Origin of the sequence: Saccharothrix variisporea (assembly GCF_003634995.1) — a bacterium.
GTDB lineage: Bacteria > Actinomycetota > Actinomycetes > Mycobacteriales > Pseudonocardiaceae > Actinosynnema > Actinosynnema variisporeum.
On the sequence record NZ_RBXR01000001.1, the window covers coordinates 3,741,511 to 3,755,994 of the forward strand.

At 70.8% G+C, this 14,484-nt stretch carries 15 protein-coding genes; 9 read left to right on the forward strand and 6 right to left on the reverse strand.

The window, feature by feature from the left end:
* The first annotated feature begins 116 nt into the window (after window positions 1–116).
* From pepN to DFJ66_RS16655, 4 genes are all read left to right on the forward strand, one after another.
* Window positions 117–2,678, forward strand: a complete 2,562-nt coding sequence (pepN, locus tag DFJ66_RS16640) for an aminopeptidase N (RefSeq protein ID WP_121222324.1) — start codon at window positions 117–119, stop codon at window positions 2,676–2,678.
* Between the two features lie 71 nt (window positions 2,679–2,749).
* Entirely contained in the window at window positions 2,750–2,980 is a 231-nt protein-coding gene (locus DFJ66_RS16645; RefSeq protein ID WP_121222325.1) for a hypothetical protein, read from the forward strand.
* Entirely contained in the window at window positions 2,970–3,281 is a 312-nt protein-coding gene (locus tag DFJ66_RS16650) for a type II toxin-antitoxin system PemK/MazF family toxin (RefSeq protein ID WP_121222326.1), read from the forward strand. Before DFJ66_RS16645 ends, DFJ66_RS16650 begins: the two co-directional genes overlap by 11 nt.
* A 75-nt stretch (window positions 3,282–3,356) precedes the next feature.
* On the forward strand, window positions 3,357–4,025 hold the full coding sequence (locus DFJ66_RS16655) for a response regulator (protein ID WP_121222327.1): 669 nt from the start codon (window positions 3,357–3,359) through the stop codon (window positions 4,023–4,025).
* A gap of 51 nt (window positions 4,026–4,076) precedes the next feature.
* On the opposite strand, the gene DFJ66_RS16660 is transcribed toward DFJ66_RS16655, so the two are convergent.
* Genes DFJ66_RS16660 through DFJ66_RS16670 form a run of 3 tightly spaced genes read right to left on the reverse strand, consistent with a single transcriptional unit; the run spans window position 4,077 to window position 6,009 of the window.
* A complete protein-coding gene (locus DFJ66_RS16660) occupies window positions 4,077–4,556 on the reverse strand; it encodes a DUF5130 family protein (RefSeq protein ID WP_121222328.1) in 480 nt (159 codons plus the stop codon).
* Window positions 4,543–4,785: an aa3-type cytochrome oxidase subunit CtaJ gene (ctaJ, locus tag DFJ66_RS16665; protein ID WP_121222329.1), complete on the reverse strand. Its 243-nt coding sequence runs from the start codon at window positions 4,783–4,785 to the stop codon at window positions 4,543–4,545. Before ctaJ ends, DFJ66_RS16660 begins: the two co-directional genes overlap by 14 nt.
* 27 nt (window positions 4,786–4,812) lie before the next feature.
* A complete protein-coding gene (locus DFJ66_RS16670) occupies window positions 4,813–6,009 on the reverse strand; it encodes an MFS transporter (protein WP_170199449.1) in 1,197 nt (398 codons plus the stop codon).
* Window positions 6,010–6,366: 357 nt separating this feature from the next.
* Here DFJ66_RS16670 and DFJ66_RS16675 point away from each other — a divergent pair, with 357 nt between their 5' ends.
* Window positions 6,367–6,783, forward strand: coding sequence for a hypothetical protein (locus DFJ66_RS16675; protein WP_170199451.1), 417 nt, complete (start codon window positions 6,367–6,369; stop codon window positions 6,781–6,783).
* Window positions 6,784–6,801: 18 nt separating this feature from the next.
* Here DFJ66_RS16675 and DFJ66_RS16680 read toward each other — a convergent pair whose 3' ends face one another.
* Window positions 6,802–7,470, reverse strand: coding sequence for an HNH endonuclease (locus DFJ66_RS16680; RefSeq protein WP_246029782.1), 669 nt, complete (start codon window positions 7,468–7,470; stop codon window positions 6,802–6,804).
* 150 nt (window positions 7,471–7,620) lie between these two features.
* On the opposite strand from DFJ66_RS16680, the gene DFJ66_RS16685 reads away from it, so the two are divergent.
* The 4 genes from DFJ66_RS16685 to DFJ66_RS16700 all read left to right on the forward strand — a co-directional run bounded on the left by DFJ66_RS16685 (window position 7,621) and on the right by DFJ66_RS16700 (window position 12,716).
* A complete protein-coding gene (locus DFJ66_RS16685; protein WP_211351195.1) occupies window positions 7,621–9,708 on the forward strand; it encodes a prolyl oligopeptidase family serine peptidase in 2,088 nt (695 codons plus the stop codon).
* Between the two features lie 30 nt (window positions 9,709–9,738).
* Window positions 9,739–10,635 (forward strand): mechanosensitive ion channel family protein, encoded by an 897-nt coding sequence (locus DFJ66_RS16690; protein WP_397556314.1) that lies wholly within the window; start codon window positions 9,739–9,741, stop codon window positions 10,633–10,635.
* A gap of 31 nt (window positions 10,636–10,666) precedes the next feature.
* Window positions 10,667–11,050: a globin gene (locus DFJ66_RS16695; protein WP_121222332.1), complete on the forward strand. Its 384-nt coding sequence runs from the start codon at window positions 10,667–10,669 to the stop codon at window positions 11,048–11,050.
* A 70-nt stretch (window positions 11,051–11,120) separates the two neighbouring features.
* Entirely contained in the window at window positions 11,121–12,716 is a 1,596-nt protein-coding gene (locus DFJ66_RS16700; RefSeq protein WP_121222333.1) for a glycoside hydrolase family 13 protein, read from the forward strand.
* A gap of 710 nt (window positions 12,717–13,426) precedes the next feature.
* On the opposite strand, the gene DFJ66_RS16705 is transcribed toward DFJ66_RS16700, so the two are convergent.
* Together DFJ66_RS16705 and DFJ66_RS16710 are read right to left on the reverse strand one after the other, a co-directional pair.
* On the reverse strand, window positions 13,427–14,053 hold the full coding sequence (locus tag DFJ66_RS16705) for a DUF8185 domain-containing protein (protein WP_121222334.1): 627 nt from the start codon (window positions 14,051–14,053) through the stop codon (window positions 13,427–13,429).
* Window positions 14,046–14,477 (reverse strand): acyl-CoA thioesterase, encoded by a 432-nt coding sequence (locus tag DFJ66_RS16710; RefSeq protein ID WP_121231287.1) that lies wholly within the window; start codon window positions 14,475–14,477, stop codon window positions 14,046–14,048. Before DFJ66_RS16710 ends, DFJ66_RS16705 begins: the two co-directional genes overlap by 8 nt.
* Window positions 14,478–14,484 lie beyond the last annotated feature (7 nt).

Here is a 14,484-nt window from a genome sequence, read left to right on the forward strand (position 1 = left end):
CTTCTGTCCGTCCCACGTGATTGGATGCGACTGTCGTGTTCACCGACACGACACTTCTCCCCGTTCCGACGACGTCGGCGCCCGGCAGACGAGGGCGTCGGCAGACGAGGTGACCAGTGGCGGCACCCAACCTGACCCGCGACCAGGCGCAGCAGAGGGCTGCGCTGCTGGAAGTCGACTCCTACCGGATCGAGCTGGACCTGACCGACGGCGGCGGCAAGCCCGGCTCGGAGGTGTTCCGCTCGACCACGACGGTCTCCTTCCGCAGCCGCACCCCGGGCGCGTCGACGTGGGTCGACATCGTCGCCGCCACCGTGCACCGCGCGGTGCTCAACGGGGTCGAGCTGGACGTGTCCGGCTACCGCGAGGAGGACGGCATCCCGCTGACCGACCTGAGGGAGGTCAACGAGCTGACCGTCGAGGCCGACTGCCGGTACATGAACACCGGCGAGGGCCTGCACCGGTTCGTCGACCCGGTGGACGGCGGCGTCTACCTGTACTCGCAGTTCGAGACGGCCGACGCCAAGCGCATGTTCGCCTGCTTCGACCAGCCGGACCTCAAGAGCGTCTACACCATGACGGTGACCGCGCCCACGGACTGGAAGGTCATGTCCAACGCGCCGATCGAGTCCACTGTGGACGGTGTCGGCGGCGCGGACAAGCACGTCTTCGAGACCACCAAGCCGATGTCGACCTACCTGGTCGCGCTGGTGGCAGGCCCCTACGCCGAGTGGCGCGACGAGTACGTCGAGGGCGAGACCACGATCCCGCTGGGCATCTACTGCCGCGCCTCGCTGGCCGAGCACATGGACGCCGAGCGGCTGTTCACCGAGACCAAGCAGGGTTTCGGCTTCTACCACAAGGCGTTCGGGGTCAAGTACCCGTTCGGCAAGTACGACCAGTGCTTCGTGCCGGAGTTCAACGCGGGCGCCATGGAGAACGCGGGCTGCGTGACGTTCCTGGAGGACTACGTCTTCCGCAGCCGCGTCACCCGCTACCTCTACGAGCGGCGCGCGGAGACCGTGCTGCACGAGATGGCGCACATGTGGTTCGGCGACCTGGTCACCATGCGGTGGTGGGACGACCTGTGGCTCAACGAGTCCTTCGCCACCTGGGCGTCGGTGCTGGCGCAGGCCGAGGCCACCGAGTACCGGCAGGCGTGGACCACGTTCGCCAAGATCGAGAAGTCGTGGGCGTACCGGCAGGACCAGCTGCCCTCGACGCACCCCGTCGCGTCCGACATCCCGGACCTGCAGGCGGTCGAGGTCAACTTCGACGGCATCACCTACGCCAAGGGCGCGTCGGTGCTCAAGCAGCTCGTGGCGTACGTGGGGCTGGACAACTTCCTCGCGGGCCTGCGGGTGTACTTCGGCAAGCACGCGTGGGGCAACGCGACCCTGGCGGACCTGCTGTCGGCGCTGGAGGAGGCGTCCGGGCGGGACCTGTCGTGGTGGAGCGCGCAGTGGCTGGAGACCACCGGCCTGAACCTGCTGCGGCCCAAGTTCTCCGTGGACGCTTCCGGCAGGTTCACGGAGTTCGCGGTGCTGCAGGGCGGTGCCCGGCCGGGTGCCGGCGAGCTGCGCACGCACCGGCTGGCGATCGGGATCTACGACGCCGACTCGTCCGGGAAGCTGGTGCGGACGCACCGGGTCGAGCTGGACGTGGACGGCGAGCGCACCGAGGTGCCCGAGCTGGTCGGCGTGCCGCGCGGCAAGCTCGTGCTGGTCAACGACGACGACCTGACCTACTGCACCATGCGGCTGGACAGCGACTCGCTGGCGTCCCTGATCGACCACATCTCCGACATCGCCGAGCCGCTGCCGCGGACGCTGTGCTGGTCGGCGGCGTGGGAGATGACCCGCGAGGCCGAGCTGAAGGCGCGCGACTTCGTCAACCTGGTGCTGGGCGGCCTGCACGCGGAGACCGAGGTCGGCGTCGTGCAGCGGCTGCTGCTGCAGGCCCAGACCGCGCTGTCGTCCTACGCGGACGCGTCGTGGCGGGACGAGGGCTGGCGGCGGTTCACGGCGAAGACGCTGGAGCTGGCCCGGTCGGCCGAGCCGGGGTCGGACCACCAGTTGGCGTTCGTCAACGCGCTGGCGGGTTCGGTGCTGGCGGAGTCGGACCTGGCGGTCGTGCGCGGTTGGTACGACGGCACCGACGTGCTGCCGGGCCTGGACGTGGACACCGACCTGCGCTGGCGCCTGCTGTCCGCCCTGGTCGCCCACGGCGCCGCGGACCTGCCCGAGATCGCGGCCGAGGAAGAACGCGACCCCACCGCCACCGGCCGCCGCCGCGCCGAGTCCGCCCGCGCCCTGCGGCCCACGTTGGCGGCCAAGGAAGAGGCCTGGGACCGGGCGGTGAACGACGACGAGCTGCCGAACGCGGTCAGCGAGGCGATCGTGGGGGGCATCCAGCACCCGGGCCAGAAGGAGCTGCTCCAGCCGTTCGTGGCGCGGTACTTCGCCGACGTGGCGGACGTGTGGGAGCGGCGGTCGTCGGAGCGGGCGCAGTCGGTGGTGATCGGCCTGTTCCCGTCGTGGTCCATCTCCCAGGAGACGGTGGCGGCGGCGGACACGTGGCTGGCCGAGGAACGGCCCCCGGCCCTTCGCCGGCTGGTGTCGGAGGGCCGCGCGGGCATCGTGCGCGCCCTGGCCGCCCAGGAGTTCGACCGGTCCTGAGGTCTCAGTGGGACGCGGGTGGCACAGCTCGACGCCACCCGCGTCTTACATTCGGTAGTACACTCCGTCGTATGGGCACGATCACATTCCGGCCCGACGCTGAGACCGAGCGGGCGCTGGACGAGCTGACCGCCGGTGGCCAGAGCGCTTCGGCGGCGATCCGCGAGGCATTGCTGCTGGCCGCCCGGGTGCGACGCGAGGAGCAACTGCGCGAAGAAGCCCTCAGCTTGGCCGCCGACCCCTCCGACGCGGCCGAGGCGCGTGCGGTGCTCGCCGACATGGAGTCCCTGCGTGCGTGGTGAGGTCTACCGGCTGCGCGCGCGCAAGGACGCTCGCGGCCACGAACAGCAGGGTGCCCGGTACGCGGTGGTGGTGCAGTCGAGCGCGCTGCCGTTGAGCACGTGGCTGGTGGCCCCGACGTCCACTTCGGCGCGGGCGGCGTCCTTTCGACCCGAGGTCGAGGTGAACGGGCAGCAGACGCGCGTGCTCGTGGAACAGACGGCCGCGGTCGACCCGCAGCGGCTGGGCGACCTCGTCGGACGGCTCTCACTGCACGAGATGACCGAGGTCGACGCGGCACTGCGGGTCGTACTCGACCTCTGAGCACTCGGTCGAGGGTTGTCCACTTTCCGTACTGAACGAGCTTCACTCAGTCACCGGTGTCGGTAGCCTCTTCCGGTGGCTGAGATCATCACCGCCGTCGCTGCCCTGTTATGGCCCTTGATCGTGCTGACCCTGCTGGTCACCTTCCGGCGTCCGCTGCGCGAGGTCGTGCACTCCGCCAAGCACCGCGAGGTGACACTGGAGGTCGGCGGTCAGCTCGTGACACTGGGCAAGCTCAACGAGGTCCAGAACTCCACAATCGCCGACCTCCAACGGCAGATCGGCACGCTCAAGGCCGAACTGGAGGCCAAGGACGTCATCGAGGAGGACCGGGCCGAGCACGCCGAGGTGGATGGCGTCGCGGGGTGGTCCGCCCCGCTTGCCGTGCTGTGGGTGGATGACCACCCGGAGAACAACGTCCTCCAGGTCGAGCAGTTGCGGCGGAACGGGGTGCGCGTCGACCTCGTGACGTCCACAGCCGAAGGGGTGGCGAGGTTCGAGAAGGGGCGTTACAGGGCGGTCGTCACCGATCTCGCCCGCCACGAGAACGGCACGATGGTCACCGACGCGGGGCTGCGTCTCGTGCGGGCGCTGAAGGCACTGGACCCGGCCGTCCCCATCGCCGTCTACGGCGGTTGGCGGGCCGTGGAGGTGGCCGACGCCCTCAAGGCGGCGGGTGCCGGCATCGTCACCGACTCCCCGTTCGTGCTCTCCGAGTTCCTGCGCGAACGCGAGCTGCTCTGAGCACGACGAAGGCCGCGCCCACCGGGGACGCGGCCTTCGGGTGACGTGGGGTCAGGAGCGCGGGGCGCTGCCGGCCTGGTCGGTGAGCATGCGGAGGCCGCTGAGCAGGCCGCCGGCGATGTCGCCCTCCTTGAAGGACGCGACCATGCTCATCACCGCGAGCTTGGCGCCGCGGTCCGCGAGGCGGCGGTGGGACTCCTCGCCGGTCACGATCTCGACCGCGCGCTCGCCCGGGGACACGGCCACCAGGACCGCGTGGGACGGGCGCGGGGTCGTCGAGTGCAGTTCCTCGGCGCGGGCGCGGGTGTCGGAGCCCAGTTCGCCCAGGTAGACGCTGAAGTCCAGGCCCGTCGTGCGGCTGGCCAGGGTCAGCGCCTCGTCCAGGCTCGCCAGCTGCACCGGCGTGAACGGCAGGCTCGGCGGGTGCGGCTCGTACATCTTCGCCGCGGACACCCGTCCGCTGTTGGTCACGACCGCGCCCACCGGGAGGTCGGCCGGGTCGACGCGGGCGACGTGGCTACCAGTTGCCACGGGCACCTCCCCTTGCGGTCGGGCCCGACGCCGGGCTCGACTCGACGTGGTGGTCAGCGTTCAGCCCCGCGGGGTTCGCGCTCCACCACACGGGCGCGTAGTTCCACTCCTGGCCCGGGCGGTACCGCGGGATGCGGGTGGCCTTCGGCCTCAGCGTCAGTAGCGTGATCACGCCGTAGATGGCCAGCGGGATCAGCGCGAAGACGAGCACGGTCTCCACGATGGTCACGGCGGTTACGGTAACCGATCGACCGGGTCACGTCCGGGCGAGGGGGCGTGCGATCGCCACGGCCGTCAGCACGACCGCCCCGCCCGCCACCAGGTACACCACCCCGAGCGTCGTCGCGGCGGCCAGCGGACCCGCCAGACCGGCCCCGATCGGCGACAGCCCCCACGCCAGCACCCGGTACGCACTGGTCACCCGACCCATCATCGGCACGGGCGTCAGCCGCTGCCGCCGGGTCGCGGACAGCACGTTCCACCCGGCCGACGCGAGCCCGAAGCAGAACGCCGCCACGACCGCCACCGGCAGCCACGGCACCCCGCCGAACACCGCGAACGCCACCCCGAGCAACGCCAGCGCGCCCACCATGACCGGGGCACCGCCGAGCCGGGCCGCGAGCCGCGGGCTCAGCCGCGCCCCGGACAGCGCGCCCAACGACATCACGACCACCAGCCACGGCACCCACTCCTCGGGCAGCCCCAGCACGGTGATCGAGTACAGCGCCAGCATCGCGTTGACCGCCGCCGCGCACACCGCCGTGATGCCCACTGAGAGCACCAGCACCCGCAGGCCGGGGTCGCGGAACAGGAACGCCACGCCCTCGGTGAACTGCCCGCGCAACGCCTGGGGTTCCGGCTGCCGCGCCACCTCCGGCACCCGTGCCACGAGCGCCCCGGCCACGACGAACGTGAGCGCGTCCAGGGCGAAGCACGCGGCCGGGTGCCACCAGAACAGCAGGCTGGCCGCGAGCGGGCCGACCAGGTCCATGCCGAGGGTCTCGGCGGTCACGAACCGGCTGTTGGCGACCTCCAGGTCGGCGGGGCCGGCGAGCTCGACCAGCAGCACCTGGGACGCGCTGTCCGCGAACGTCTCCGCACTGGTGAGCAGGAACCCGATCGCGCACAGCACGACAACGCCGGCTCTATCTGTGAACACGGCCCACGCCAGCAGCGCCGTCACCAGAGCGCGGAAGGCGTGCGCGACGGCGACCACGAGCCGCGGCCGCCACCGGTCGACCAGGACACCCGCCGGGAGGGCCACCAGCAGCCACGGGAGGACCACCGCGACGGCCACCGCGGAGGCGGCGAGCGGGCTGCGGGTGCTGACGGCGGTGTAGAGCGGGAGGGCGACCGTGCGGACCCCGTCACCCACCAAGGACGTGATCCACGCGCCCGTCAGCAGGCGGAACGCCGGCGTGTGGACGCCCTGGGCACCTGTCGACCGTTCCAAGCGCGTGAACCCGTCTGTGATCTGGACGACTCTCGACCAGACCTCACGTTACGCACGGTGTCCATGGTGCCGGAAAGTAGTAACCGAACGGTTCTACTGTCGCAGTGAGTACACCCTTCCGGACTTCCCCCGGAAGGAGGCGAATGGCGGCCGGTTTGGCGTCTTGTCCTCCGCCCACTCGGCTTCTAGCTTTTCACCTGTACGGGTCTTGCGCATCCGTTTCCGGATACTAATTCCCGCCCGATGAGTCTCGGAGGACACGACATGTACACCACGAGCCGCGCCCAGGTTGCCGCCCTCACCCTTTCGTCGTACACCCAAACGGACGAGTCGGTTACGCCTGTTCAGCTCCCCACCGTGACCTCCAAGTCGGTGCGCATCACCGGGCGGGACTCCGTTCGGATTACGTCGAGGGACTCCGTTCGGATCACGGCACGCGACTCGGTTCGGATCACGGCGCGGGACTCCGTGCGGATCACCGGGCTGCTCGACTCGGTGCGCATCACGGCTCGGGACTCGGTCCGGATCACCGCTTCGGTGCGGATCACGGCCCGGGACAGCGTGCGCATCACCGCGCGTGACTCCGTCCGGATCACCGCGCGGGACAGCGTGCGCATCACCGCCCGGGACTCGGTGCGCATCACCGCACGCGACTCGGTGCGCATCACGGCGCGGGACTCGGTGCGCATCACCGCGCGGGACAGCGTCCGGATCACGGCACGCGACAGCGTCCGGATCACCGCCACCCAGGACGACCTCGCCCTCGCCGCCTGAGCCCGGCCCGGGAACGGCCTAGGCCGCCGGCTCGCCCAGGTAGGGCAGCCACAGCGGATCGGCCTCGGTCACGCCCGCCAGCAGCCGCCAGTGCGGCCCGCGCGGCGCGGCCGGCACGACCCGGAGCCGCCAGCCCAGTTCGGACAGCAGCTTGTCGGCCTTGCGGTGGTTGCACTTGGCACAGCAGGCCACGCAGTTGGTCCACGAGTGCGCCCCACCACGACTGCGGGGCACCACGTGGTCGATCGTCTCGGCGCGTCCGCCGCAGTACGCGCACCGGTACCGGTCGCGGTGCATGAGACCGGCCCGCGTGAGGGGCACCCGCCCCCGGTACGGCACGCGCACGTAGTTGCTCAACCTGATCACTGACGGTACGACGACCTCGGACGTGGAGGAATGGACGACGGCGCCCGCCGGGTCGCCGTGCACCACCTCCGCCTTGCCGCACACCACCAGCACCACCGCGCGCCGCAGCGGCAGCGCGGTCAGGGGCTCGAAGGTGGCGTTGAGCAGCAGGACCTTGCGTCTTCCCCACGGGAAGGTCTTGGGCGCCGGACCGGCCCCTTCACCGTCCGCCACGGCGTGCACGCTGTGCACGGTCGCCGCCTGTTTTTGGCCGGACGGGGTCACCGACGCGATCCCGGCGTTCGCCAGGGCGCCGATCGGGGTGGGTTGTCGGTCTGGCACGCGACCACCTCCACCGGTTCAGCCATAGCAGACCACACTTCACCCCCAAAAATCACGTGTGATACGTGACGCGTCATGGAGCCGAGACCGAAGCTTCGGTGAACGGGCTCCTATCGCACATGGTTTTCATCCCGCGCTACGCTCCACGAGGTGACGCACCCATCACCTCCCGCGACGATCGCCTACCCCGCCGCGGAACGCCTCGACCTGGTCGAACGGCTGCACGGGCACCTCGTGCCCGACCCCTACCGCTGGCTGGAGGACCCGACCGACCCGCGCACGACCGAGTGGTCGGCCGCCCAGGACGTCCTCGCCCGCGCCCACCTCGACGCCCAGCCCGGCCGCGAAGCCCTCGCCGAACGGCTCTCCGAACTCATGCGCACGGGATCAGTGGGCACGCCGGTGTGGCGGGCCGGACGGGCGTTCTACACCCGGCGCGGGCCGGAGCAGGACTTCCCCGTCCTGTACGTGCTGGAGGACGGGGAGGAACGCGTGCTGCTCGACGTCACCGCGCTCGACCCGTCCGGCCGCACCACCCTGGACCGCTGGTCACCCTCACTGGAGGGCACGCGGCTGGCCTACCAGGTCTCCGTGGGCGGCGACGAGCACTCCCTCCTGCACGTCCTGGACGTGGCCACCGGCGAGCTGGTCGAGGGTCCGATCGACCGGTGCCGCTACTCCCCCGTCGGCTGGCTGCCCGGTGGCGAGGAGTTCTTCTACGTGCGCCGCCTCGACCCCGACCTGGTACCCGAGGACGAGCGGCAGTTCCACCGGCGGGTCTGGCGGCACCGGGTGGGCACCGACCCGGCGCAGGACGTGAACGTCCACGGCGACGGCCTCGACCACACGTACTACTACGGTCTGTCGCTCACCGACGACGGACGGTGGCTGGTCGTCAGCGGCGCGCCCGGCACGGTCCGGCGGGACTCGGTGTGGATCGCCGACCTGCACGGTGACGGCGAGCTGCGCGAGGTGATCTCCGCCGACGCGGGCGCGCAGTGCTCGGCGTGGGTCGAGGGCGACCGGCTCTACCTGCGCACGAGCCTGGACGCGCCGCGCTTCCGGCTGTGCGTGGCCTCGCCGGAGCGGCCGACCGAGTGGACCGAACTGGTGCCCGAGCAGCCGGACTCCGTGCTGGACGGCGTGACCTGGCTGGACGGCTCGCTGGTCCTGCTGCGCACCCGGCACGCGGTGTCCGAGCTGCACCTGCACGACCCGGACGGCACCTGGTTGGGCGAGATCCCGTTGCCGGGTCCCGGCTCCCTGCACGGCTGGTCCACTGTGGACGATCGGACCGACACCGACCGGGACGTCCTGTGGTTCGGCTGGTCGGACTTCGTGACCCCGCTGTCGGTGTACCAGTTCTCGAAGTCCACCGGCGAAACCGTCCTGCACGCCGCCGCCCCGGGAGCGGTCCAACTGCCCGAGGTGACCACCCAGCAGGTCGAGTACACCTCGCTGGACGGCACGACCGTGCGGATGTTCGTGGTGTCCGCACACGCCGACCCGGACCTGCCGCGACCGGCCCTGCTCACCGGGTACGGCGGCTTCGCGGTCGGCCAGGGACCCGGCTACCGCGCCACGGCGCTGGCGTGGGTCGAGGCGGGCGGCGTGTGGGCGCTGGCGTCGCTGCGCGGCGGTGACGAGGAGGGCGAGGAGTGGCACCGGGCCGGGATGCGCGAGCGCAAGCAGAACGTGTTCGACGACTTCCACGCGGCGGCGCTGAAGCTGATCTCGGACGGGTGGACCTCACCGCAGCAGCTGGCGATCATGGGCGGCTCCAACGGCGGCCTGCTCGTGGGCGCGGCGCTGACCCAGCGGCCGGAGCTGTACGCGGCGGTGGTGTGCTCGGCGCCACTGCTGGACATGGTGCGGTACGAGAACTTCCTGCTCGGGCGGCTGTGGGCGGAGGAGTACGGCAGCGCGGCGGTGCCCGAGGAGCTCGCGTGGCTGCTGTCCTACTCCCCGTACCACCGGGTGCGGCCGGACGTTGAGTACCCTTCGGTGCTGTTCACGGTGTTCGAGTCGGACAGCCGCGTGGACCCCAACCACGCCCGGAAGATGTGCGCCGCGCTCCAGCACGCGACGGCGAGCGATCCGACCAAGCACCCCGTGCTCCTGCGCCGGGAGACCGAGGTGGGGCACGCGGGCCGATCGGTGAGCCGGTCGCTCGGCCTCGCCGTGGACCAGTTGACCTTCCTGGCCGGTGCGACCGGACTGGAGTTCGCCCCCAGGTAGTCCCGAGGTAGTTCGAGGAGGAGTGAGTCGGTGGTGCTGTCGGTGGACGTCGAGTCGACGCTGGCCGTCGATTGGTGGGTCCAGAACGGCCCGAGGATCATCGAGAGCGGGATCAGGATCGCGCTCACGCTGCTGATCGCGGTGGTCGTCCGGTTCCTGCTGCGGCGCCTGATCGACCGGCTGACCAGGGGCGCGTCGGAGCAGCGCAAGCCCAAGCTGCTGCGCCCGCTGCGGGAACGCGCACCCCAGGCGCTCGGCGCGCTCGTGTCGGAACGGCGGGAGCAGCGCGCCAAGACCATCGGCTCGGTCCTCAAGTCGGTCACCACGATCGTGGTGTTCGGCATCGCGTTCATCCAGGTGCTCACCGAGCTGGGCATGGACCCGGCACCCATCCTGACCTCGGCGGGCATCCTCGGCGTGGCGGTCGGTTTCGGCGCGCAGAACCTGGTCAAGGACTTCCTGTCCGGCATGTTCATGATGCTGGAGGACCAGTACGGCGTCGGTGACGTCGTGGACCTGGGGCCGGCGACCGGCACGGTCGAGTCGGTGGGCCTGCGCATCACCACGATCCGCGACACCAACGGCACGGTCTGGTACGTCCGCAACGGCGAGATCCTGCGCGTCGGCAACTCCTCGCAGGGCTTCGCGGTGGCCGTGGTGGACCTGCCGCTGGCGTACGGGGCCAACCTGGCGTCGGCGACGGAGGTGCTGACGACGGCGGCGCTGGAGGCCGTGGCGGAGGAGCCGCTGGAGAAGGACACCATCGACAAGCCGCAGGTCCTGGGCGTGGAGAAGGTCACGCCCGAGGGCCTCACCATGCGGGTGACGGTGAAGGTGCGGCCGGGCCGCCAGTGGGCCGTGCAGCGGGCGCTGCGGGCCAAGCTCATGCCCGCGCTGGAGGACGCCGGGATCTCGCTCAAGGCGTGAGCGCCCCCGGGACTTGAGGCAGGATGGAAGCGTGACCAGTACTGAGAACTTCTACGAAGCGGTGGGCGGGTACGAGACGTTCCACAAGATCGTCGCGCGCTTCTACGAACTGGTCGCCGACGACCCGGTGCTGCGCCCGCTGTACCCGGAGGAGGACCTCGGCCCCGCCGAGGAACGCTTCCGCCTGTTCCTCATGCAGTACTGGGGCGGCCCGCACACCTACTCCGACCAGCGCGGCCACCCGCGGCTGCGGATGCGGCACGCCCCGTTCGTCATCGGTCCCGTCGAGCGGGACGCGTGGCTGCGCTGCATGCGGGTCGCGGTGGACGAGGCCGACCTGGCTCCGGAGCACCGCGACCAGCTGTGGGCCTACCTGGAGATGGCCGCGAACAGCCTCATGAACGCCTGGGTGTGATCGTCACCCACCACGGTGATCACCCGAACGGGGACGGGTGACGGCGCGGCGGGTGGCAGGATGACATCTCGTGCGACGATCCTCCGACCTCCAACCAGAGATCGCCGACGAGTCCGCCTGGTGGCGCGACGCCGTCTTCTACCAGGTGTACGTGCGCTCGTTCGCCGACTCCGACGGCGACGGCGTGGGTGACCTGGAGGGCATCCGCTCCCGGCTGGGGTACCTCGAACTGCTCGGCGTCGACGCGCTGTGGCTCACGCCGTTCTACACCTCGCCCATGGCCGACCACGGCTACGACGTGGCCGACCCGCGGGACGTGGACCCGCTGTTCGGCGACCTGGCCGCGTTCGACCGGCTGGTCGCCGAGGCGCACGAGCACAACATCCGGGTCACCGTCGACCTCGTGCCCAACCACACCAGCGACCGGCACCCGTGGTTCCAGGCGGCGCTGCGGGCCGGTCCGCGCAGCGCCGAGCGGGACCGGTACTTCTTCCGCGACGGCCAGGGCTTCGACGGCTCCCAGCCGCCGAACAACTGGACCAGCGTGTTCGGCGGCTCGGCGTGGACGCGGGTCGCGGACGGGCAGTGGTACCTGCACCTGTTCGCGCCCGAGCAGCCCGACCTGAACTGGGAGCACCCGGAGGTGCCCGCCGACCTGGCCCGGACGCTGCGGTTCTGGCTGGACCGGGGCGTGGACGGGTTCCGCATCGACGTGGCGCACGGCATGGCCAAGCCCTACGGCCTGCCGAACATGGACCCGAGGGCGGCGCAGGGCTCCGGGGTGATGCACGACAACGCGCTGGACCCGCGGTTCGACAACGACGCCGTCCACGACGTGCACCGGCTGATCCGCAAGGTGCTCGACGAGTACCCGGGCCGCATGGCGGTCGGCGAGATCTGGGTCAAGGACGACGAGCGCTTCGCCCGCTACATCCGCCCCGACGAACTGCACCTGGGCTTCAACTTCCGCCTGGTCGAGGCCCCGTTCGACGCGGACGCGGTGCGCGCGGCCATCGAACACGCCCTGGCCGCCGTACAGCCCTACGAGACCCCGCCCACGTGGACCCTGTCCAACCACGACGTGACAAGGCACGTGACCCGCTACGGCGACGGCGCACTGGGCACCAAGCGGGCGCGGGCGATGGCGCTGGTCGAACTGGCCTTGCCCGGGGTGGTCTACCTGTACAACGGCGAGGAACTGGGGCTGCCCAACGTCGAACTGCCGGACTGGGCACTCCAGGACCCGACGTGGCTGCGATCGGGACACACGGAGCGCGGACGTGACGGCTCCCGCGTGCCACTGCCGTGGGAGGGAACCACGCCGCCGTACGGCTTCACGACGGGCGCGACCACGTGGCTGCCCCAGCCGAACGAGTGGGCCGGGCTGACCGCCGAGTCGCAACTGGAGGACCCGGACTCGATGCTGTCGCTGTACCGACACGCGCTGGAACTGCGCAAGTCGCACCCGGCGATCAGCGGGGACGAGGTCGAGTGGTACGGCGCTCCGGCCGGTTGCTTCGCGTTCCGGAGGAAGGGCGGCGGCCTGATCTGCGCACTGAACACGTCGGGCGGCCCGGTGCCGCTGCCGCCGGGTGAGGTGTTGTTGGCGAGTGGACCGATGGACGGGCCGCAGCTGCCACCCGACACGGCGGTCTGGCTGGTGTGACCCCGCCGGCCGGGGCAACGCAGCCGGGCAACGCGGCCCGCGCAGCGGGTGCAGTTCGGCCCGCGCAGCGGATGCGGTTCGGCCCGCGCAGCGGGCCTTGCTTGCCCGCGAAGCGGGCACACCCCAGCCGGCTTTTCCGTCATCCCCGTATGGCCTGCCCGAAGGGCTACCACATTTTCCCGGGGTTGCGGCCGAAAATTTTGTGAGGAACGAGCAAAATTTTTAGCGGCAACCCCGGGAAAATGTGGTTGGCTCCGCCAGGCCGTACGGGGATGACGGAAAAGCCCCACCGCCGCACTTCCGCCATCCTTGGTGGCCTGCCCGCCGGCGAGGCTCTTTTGATCTTTGAACTTTACGCTCCGCTCTCAAGCGACGCGCTCCGCGCTCTTGGAACGCGCGAAGCGCTCTCAAGATCAAAAGCGCCTGCCGGCGGGCGAACCACCGATGGGGTCGGGAGGAGCGTCGTGTTCCCCACCGCATGACCCGGCGGAGCCAACCACAGATTTCCCCGGTGCCGCTAAATTTTTTGCTCGTTCCTCACAAAAAATTCGGCTGCACCGGGGAAATCTGTGGTAGCCCTTCGGGCGGGCCATACGGTGGGGAACACGAGGCCCCTCCCTTGTGGTGGCACCACCGCCGCGCGGAGCGCGGCGAAAAGCTACTGCCGCTGCGCGGCCAAGTGCTGACTGGCGCGGCGAAAAGCAGCAGCGTCAGACCAGCAGGGGCAGCATGGAGTGGCGGCGGCGGACCACTGCGCCGAAGCGGGCGTCGATGCGGAGCCACGAGTCCGTCGCGGTCACCCGGACGTCGTCGCCGCCCAGGAAGCCCATGCCCGACAGCGCGAACAAGCACCGCAGCGGCACCTTCACGTCCAGGCCCGACCCGCTCACCGTGAGCACGGTCTGATCCAGCAGAGATGCCGGCGGGGTGCCGTGCGGACCGGTGTTCTCGCGGGCCACCGCCACGCCCTGCTCCGCCAGCTCCGACACGACAGCCCCGGGCAGGCGGTCCACCTGCTGCCAGCCTTCGGCCGGGGGCAGGGCGGAGCGCCACATGAGGTCCTTCGGCGCGCCCGGGTCGATGGTGTCGCTGCGCACGACGGCCAGGCCGGTCAGCAGGTCGGTGCCGGAGACGGTCACGTCGCCGGGAGTGACCTGGCCGGACACCGTGCGGGTGGCCAGGGTGTCGAAGGGCGTGGCCACCCAGGCGTCCAGGAGGCCACCGACAGGACGGTTGCGCAGGCGCACCACGGACTGGGCGTCCAGGCGGACCGCTCGGGCCACGAAGGCGCCCAGGTCGTCGCGCTCGGACGGATCGGCCAGGACCAGCTCAGGCACCGTTGCCTCCGGCACGCCAACCCGCGAGGAAGTCGCGTTCGGCTTCGAGTAGACGGCGCGGACGTCCGGCCGTGAGGTTGTAGGGCACCATCAGGGTTTCCGCGGTCGCCACGACCGGGCTCCCCTCCCGGCGCCCGTTGCGTACGGTGTAGTCCAACGTGAAGGACGCCGACTTCAATTCCCGCACCGACATCTCCACCACGACCTCGTCACCGGTGAACACCAGCGGCGCCAGGTAGTCCACCACCAGGCGGGCCACCACCACGCCGTTGGCCATGTCCGGCACGCCGTGCCGCGCCGCCTCGGTGAACAGGAGGTCTATCCGCGCCTCCTCCAGCAGGGTCACCGTGTTGGCGTGGTTGACGTGGCCGTACGCGTCCATGTCCGACCACCTCGGACGCACTCCCGTGACGAACACACCCAACTTGAAC